Origin of the sequence: Microcystis sp. LE19-84.1B (assembly GCF_027531875.1) — a bacterium.
Taxonomy (GTDB): domain Bacteria; phylum Cyanobacteriota; class Cyanobacteriia; order Cyanobacteriales; family Microcystaceae; genus Microcystis; species Microcystis panniformis.
Genome location: NZ_JAPZSR010000210.1, coordinates 1 through 5,973, shown reverse-complemented (window position 1 = coordinate 5,973; position 5,973 = coordinate 1). Strand labels below are relative to the sequence as shown.

Annotated in this window: 5 protein-coding genes and 1 pseudogene; all 6 read left to right on the top strand. The window is 42.5% G+C overall.

The window, feature by feature from the left end; all coding sequences use genetic code 11:
- The first annotated feature begins 212 nt into the window (after positions 1 to 212).
- Positions 213 to 1,025, top strand: a complete 813-nt coding sequence (cpcE, locus tag O9324_RS12065) for a C-phycocyanin alpha-cysteine-84 phycocyanobilin lyase subunit CpcE (RefSeq protein ID WP_288140311.1) — start codon at positions 213 to 215, stop codon at positions 1,023 to 1,025.
- A 55-nt stretch (positions 1,026 to 1,080) separates the two neighbouring features.
- Positions 1,081 to 1,512, top strand: a complete 432-nt coding sequence (locus O9324_RS12060) for a DUF29 domain-containing protein (RefSeq protein WP_288140310.1) — start codon at positions 1,081 to 1,083, stop codon at positions 1,510 to 1,512.
- A 196-nt stretch (positions 1,513 to 1,708) separates the two neighbouring features.
- Positions 1,709 to 2,332 carry a C-phycocyanin alpha-cysteine-84 phycocyanobilin lyase subunit CpcF gene (gene cpcF / locus O9324_RS12055; RefSeq protein WP_288140309.1) on the top strand — a complete coding sequence of 208 codons (624 nt, stop codon included), beginning with the start codon at positions 1,709 to 1,711 and terminating at the stop codon, positions 2,330 to 2,332.
- Between the two features lie 62 nt (positions 2,333 to 2,394).
- Complete coding sequence (locus tag O9324_RS12050; RefSeq protein WP_288140308.1) at positions 2,395 to 3,168, top strand: ABC transporter permease; 774 nt, start codon at positions 2,395 to 2,397, stop codon at positions 3,166 to 3,168.
- 214 nt (positions 3,169 to 3,382) lie between these two features.
- Complete coding sequence (locus O9324_RS12045; protein ID WP_185240312.1) at positions 3,383 to 4,276, top strand: ABC transporter ATP-binding protein; 894 nt, start codon at positions 3,383 to 3,385, stop codon at positions 4,274 to 4,276.
- 737 nt (positions 4,277 to 5,013) lie between these two features.
- Positions 5,014 to 5,838 (top strand): annotated as a pseudogene (locus O9324_RS12040) (glycosyltransferase); the annotation flags it as partial.
- Between the last annotated feature and the right edge of the window lie 135 nt (positions 5,839 to 5,973).

Below are 5,973 nucleotides of genomic sequence, written 5' to 3'. Positions count from 1 at the left end.
TTCCGAAAGTCCTTGACTTGTTTTAGTTTTTCTATTAAGCTCAACATATATTTGAAAGGTTGGCGGTCACTCCTCATTTTACCTGATAGTGATCGCTTTTACTTTTGATATTCTGATGGGAGAATGAAACAGCCCTACCGATGTCGGGGGGGTTGGGGGGGTCACACCCCACTTCCCCACACCCCACACCCCACACCCATTTTCACTTGTCTATGAGCGATTCTTACTCTACTGCCGTCGATAATCCGGCCTATACTGTTGAACAAGCGATCGCTAATATCCAGCAAAGAGAAGACCTAGGAGCGCGTTATTATGCTGCCTGGTGGTTGGGTAGATTTCGTGTTCGTCAACCGGAGGCGATTTCGGCGTTAATTGCCGCTTTAGAGGACGAAAGCGATCGCACCCCTGACGGTGGTTATCCCCTGCGACGCAACGCCGCCAGCGCTTTAGGTAAATTAGATGATCTCAGTTGTCTTCCCGCTTTGATTGCCTGTCTCGACTGCGAAGATTATTATGTGCGCGAATCGGCTGCCCAAGCATTGGCAATGCTTCAGGATCAAAGAGCGATCGCACCTTTAAAGAAACTATTAGAGGGTGGCATCAAAGTGGCTGTTTTAGTGGCGGGAAAACCCCATTTAGTCCAACCCTACGAGGCGATTATCGAAGCCTTGGGAACCCTGCAAGCGACGGCAGCGATTCCCCTGATCGAGCCGTTTTTACAGCATTTCGTCGAAAAAGTCCGTTATGCGGCTGCCCGCGCCCTCTATCAACTCACAGCTAACCCCCACTATGGCGATATTCTGATTAATGCCTTGCAAGGGGAAGAATTACAGCTGCGTCGTTCTGCTTTAATGGATTTAGGCGCTACGGGTTATCTGCCAGCCGCCCCTGCGATCGCTAAAACTTTGGCGGAAAATAGTCTGAAACTGGTTGCTCTCAAGGAACTTTTAGAAAACTATCTAAAAACCAATTCCAGCCAAGAAAATATCTCCGAAATTCTCACTTTAATGGATGGTTTATTGTAATCAACAATTGGTTATTTTTTATCTAAATTAAAACCGATAGAATCCAGAGTTTTTTATGCTAATTCAAACCGATTATGTTGGCTGGCTGAACGAAACAATCACTCTGTTAAAACAAAAAAACTTTGATAAAGTTGACTGGGAAAACTTGATCGAGGAGATAGAAAGTTTGGGCAGAAGTCAAAAACGTGAACTCCGCAACCGGTTAACGACCATCTTAGAACACTGCCTCAAACTTTGCTATACTGATTACGTTGAGGATTATCGAGGTTGGCAAGAAACTATTAGGCGCAGTCAACGGGAACTAGAAGAACTTTTGAGCGATTCTCCTAGTTTAAAACCCTACTGGGAGCAAGTATTTTTAGATTGCTATGCCACGGCTTTAAAAAGCTTGCGAGATAACCCCGATTATCAATCCTTTAACTTTCCCGATGATTGTCCTTTTCCCCAAAAAATTAGTCAGATTTTACAGAAAAAAGTTTGGCGATAAAATTATCTTTAAAAGTTTGTTAGTGGGGTTAGGATATAGGAATCAGTCGTCAGGAGATTATTTTTATTTATTCTCCCCTTCTCCCACTTCCCCACTTCCCCACTCCCCACTTCCCCACTTCCCTATCTCCTCACTTCCCCACCCCCCACTCCCCACTCCCCAACCCCTAACCTCTCATCCCCTCTACTAATAACCAATGCTTCCCACCGTTGAGACTTTAATTATTGCCGTCGAAAAAGCCGACTCAGCCAATGGGTTACTAATCGCCGTGGAAAACTTAGCCGCCGCCAAAAGTGAGGCGGCAATACCCACCCTCACCGATGTCCTGAGATATAATAACCCCGGTGCCTCCGTGGCAGCCGTGGATGGTTTAATCGCCATCGGCAAAGCGGCGGTTCCCTATTTACTGGCCAACCTAGACGGTTATAATTATGGGGCGAGAGCTTGGGCAACCCGCGCCCTAGCGGGAATTGGCGATGTGCGGGGATTGGACTTATTACTTGATGCGGCGGTGAGTGATTTTTCCTTTAGCGTGCGTCGAGGGGCGGCTAGGGGCTTAGGAAATATAATTTGGTCTGATTTGGAGAAAAGTCGGGTTTCTGATGCTCAGAATGCGGTTTTTGCGGCACTGGAGAAACTTTTGCAAGGGGATCCAGAGTGGGTGGTTAGATATGCGGCGATTGTCGGATTGGAGGGGTTAGGAACTGCGGCGGCGGCATTTCGCGGGGCGATTCGGGAACTTTTAGGACAGATTCGGGAGACAGAAGCGGAAATAGTGGTAAGATTGCGTGCCGATCAAGCTCTGGAACACTTACAATAAGCCTAAGTCGAAAGTAGAAAAACTTATTTCTCTACAGGGAGAAACAATTACACTAACATTCTATGAAATATTGGCAGGAAATTTTAGCGATCGCTCAACGAATTTTAGTGGAATTAATCCGGCGCGGGCGTAGCTTAATCCTCTGGGGCATTTTCCCGATCCTTGTCCTGCTCTTAAATGGCTATATTATGGCAGAAAAAGGCAAAATTGAGATTGCTGAGGCGATGGCTCTGGCTACTCCTCCCACCCTCGTCGGGGCGGCACTTTTCTTTAGTTGTTTGGGGGGAACCGTGGCGACGGTAGTAGCAGAAAGGGAACAACAAACGATTAAACGGTTATTTTTATCGCCTTTAAGCGGTGTTTCCTATTTCATCGGCATTTTTCTCGCCCATTGTGTGATTGCCGCCTGTCAGACAGTTTTAGTTTATTCTATTGCTAAACAGTATGGAGCTACTTTTAAAGGCTCAATTCCTCTAGAATTATTAATTATTTTTCTTAGTATCACCGCTTATGTGGGTTTAGGATTTATCCTCGGTACTCAACTGGCGAAAAGAACGGAAGATGTTAATGCTTTGGTGGGAACTTTTGGGGTTCCTTTATTAATTTTAGGCGGCGTTTTTCTTCCGACTGCTTTATTCCCCGACAATATTCTATCTCTGGCTAAATATAACCCGATCTACCACATGAATGAAGCTTTAATTGCTGTTTGGGCAAAGGGCGAAGATCTGCAAGATATTAGCTCTCATTTTCGCTTTCTCTGTCTTTTTGCCCTAGCTATGGTAGCAGGTGGTTGGCTTACCTATCGACAAATGTTAAACCTTGAACGCCGATTGTAAATCAGTTATCAGTTATCAGTTAGGTAGGGTGGGTTAGGCGGAGACAAATTATCAGACTTAATCATTAATTTATCTATTCGCCGTAACCCACCATCAGTTATTCAGCTTCTTAGTTTTTCAGTGTAATTAGCCAATTTCCCTGTTATTCGTACTATTACCTAGCTGACGGCTGATGGCCTAAAAAAGCCTGACTATCCTTGTTACTTTATTAAAAATGCTGACTATTAGTAATGTCAAAAAAAATTACGGAAGACGCTTAGTATTAGATCAATTAAACTTTCATATTGAAGCGGGAGAAATTTACGGTTTACTCGGTCCCAATGGTGCGGGAAAAACCACCACTATTAACTTAATTTGTAATTTATTAAAACCCTCATCGGGAGAAATTACCTTTAATTATTTGCCAATTTCGAGAGTTACTAAAGAATTAATTGGGGTTGCCCCGCAGGAAAATTTGTTGTACAAATCCCTTACTTGTGAGGAAAATCTCAACTTTTTTGCTCAGATTTATGGACTCGATCGCCCCCAGCGTCGTCATCGGATTAAAGCCAGTTTATCCGCAGTAAATTTGCTTGATCGCGCCCGTAGTCCAGTGGAAACTTTAAGCGGTGGAATGCAGCGCCGGATGAATATTGCTGTGGCTATTGTTCATCAGCCAAAATTATTAATTCTTGATGAACCAACTACCGGTTTAGACATCGAATCTCGCTATGAAATTTGGGATTTAATCGGAGAATTACGGCGACAGGGAATGACAATTTTATTAACTACCCATCTCCTGGATGAAGCACAGCGTCTCTGTCAACGTATCGGAATTTTAAAACAAGGTCGTATTATTGCCGAAGGTAATTTAAATCAGCTGCGTCAGCACATTCCCGCTAAGGAAATTATTATCATGGATACCCAGGATCAAGAAGCGGCAATCAATCGAGGGAAACAATTAGGATTTACTCCCAAATTTTACGGCAAAGATTTAGCTTTTTGGTTACATGAACATCTAGAATTAAGCGAGATTATCCAGGCATTCGATGGCATTAATATTGATTCTATCGCCCGTCAGACGGTACAGTTAGAACATATTTATATGGAAATTATGAATCAGTTTTAAACCCGTTTTTGATAATTCAAGTTGACGATCATCATTTTTTCAGTAATTGCCCTCAATTAAGCTAAATCGCCGTTTTTTGCCATCATGATCATCTCTAATTTTTAGATAAGTTCTATCTAGGGCTTGGTGAATAAATTTAAAAACCTTGTTGGTTAAAACTTTTAGACTTTTTGTCAATCAAAAAGTACCAGATATGGGAATGATCGGCGGGAAAATTCAGATACTTTGTCCCTGAAAATTAGGTAATACTAAATCCGGTTATTAAAAACTGACTATTTATTCTCCCCTTTGCATGAGTGCCTCTTGCATGAGTGCCTCTCCTCATAACTAGCCTATACTTAACAGATTTAGTATAATTGACCAGATGAAAATCGCTAAAACCATACACCCCACACCCGTTCGGCTGAGCGTTCGACAAAAGCTCACGCAGCCCGACTGAGCTCGCCGAACGTCCGAATTCTCACGGCCGAAGCCTGCCCCCACGAAAAACTTTTTCAGCAAACCCTATATAAGCTTCTCAGATTACCACTATCTCGGATTTGAGGCATAATTAATTTTTCAAGCATAAAAAAACCTAGAAATCAGTTTTTAGGATGGTAAACAAGTTGAATATCTATTTTATTTATCTTGAATTCCCACTCTTGACCTCTCCGCCTTCTGATCTTCCAGAAATTTTCCTTGTTGCTGGAGAACTATGATACAATGGCATCAAAAAATAGAGGAAAAAATTTTTTATTATGGACAAGGTGTCAACACCAAGCCTATCAATTGTTATTCCGACCCGAGAAGGATTCGCTGACCACTGGTTTAATGCGCTGACCGAGGTCAAGGGAGAAGTAGAATTTATCTTGGTTCATCCACCAGGAGCGCCTAAGTATCCCACGTCCGACCCTAGGGTACAGCAAATAGTCAGTCCCTTGCGGGGAGAAATTATTCAACGTGCCACAGGTTTGATGAATGCTACCGCTCCCTATACATTGACAATTAATTGTGATGAGTATATCAATCCCGACATTTCAGAAATTAGCCATCAATACTTTTCCCGATTTCCTGATAGTTGGGTCATGAGACTTAGCCGGAAAGATGTTGAATTTGGTAAAAAAGAAATTCTGGAAGCTACTTGGCTCTCACCAAAACCCATCGAAAAACTAGAAGTTTGTGGTAGGTCTCAAGGTAACTCTAAGCTATACGAACAAGGCAACTACTTATTGGAAATTCCCATTACTCCTATCGATAATAAATTTGATGTAATGTGTATTTTTAGAGGGAGGAGAGATCATCGAGGTCCTCATACAGAGAATTTTGACAAGAAGGTTTGGAAAACTTCTATAGTACAGGAAACCCTGAAGGATCTGGTGGGGTTAATGCCTTTTATGGGTCCGTTTAAGTATATTCCCTTTTGGTGTCTTGATCGAGTTTTAGGACTAGCTATACAAGCGAAGTTTTTTGAGCAAGGAAAAGGCAAAATTATTGGTCATCTCTTACCGCTGCCAGAACAAATTCGTATTGAAAATAATCCACCTGAATATATACGATTTAATCGTTATGGTGTACTTTCTGACTCACCGTTCGCTTAAATTGAAGGGGTAAGGTGGGCAAAAAAGGTTAAAATCCTTGTGTAGTCAAGTGTTGGCCAACAAGGAGTCGAGCAATTACGTCACAAACACAGTCAGAACGAATAGATGATCTCCCTCTAA

What these genes read in the sequence shown, in the direction of transcription:
- cpcE (WP_288140311.1), top strand. Translation starts at nt 213, where the DNA reads ATGAGCGATTCTTACTCTACTGCCGTCGATAATCCGGCCTATACTGTT.
- O9324_RS12060 (WP_288140310.1), top strand. Translation starts at nt 1,081, where the DNA reads ATGCTAATTCAAACCGATTATGTTGGCTGGCTGAACGAAACAATCACT.
- cpcF (WP_288140309.1), top strand. Translation starts at nt 1,709, where the DNA reads ATGCTTCCCACCGTTGAGACTTTAATTATTGCCGTCGAAAAAGCCGAC.
- O9324_RS12050 (WP_288140308.1), top strand. Translation starts at nt 2,395, where the DNA reads ATGAAATATTGGCAGGAAATTTTAGCGATCGCTCAACGAATTTTAGTG.
- O9324_RS12045 (WP_185240312.1), top strand. Translation starts at nt 3,383, where the DNA reads ATGCTGACTATTAGTAATGTCAAAAAAAATTACGGAAGACGCTTAGTA.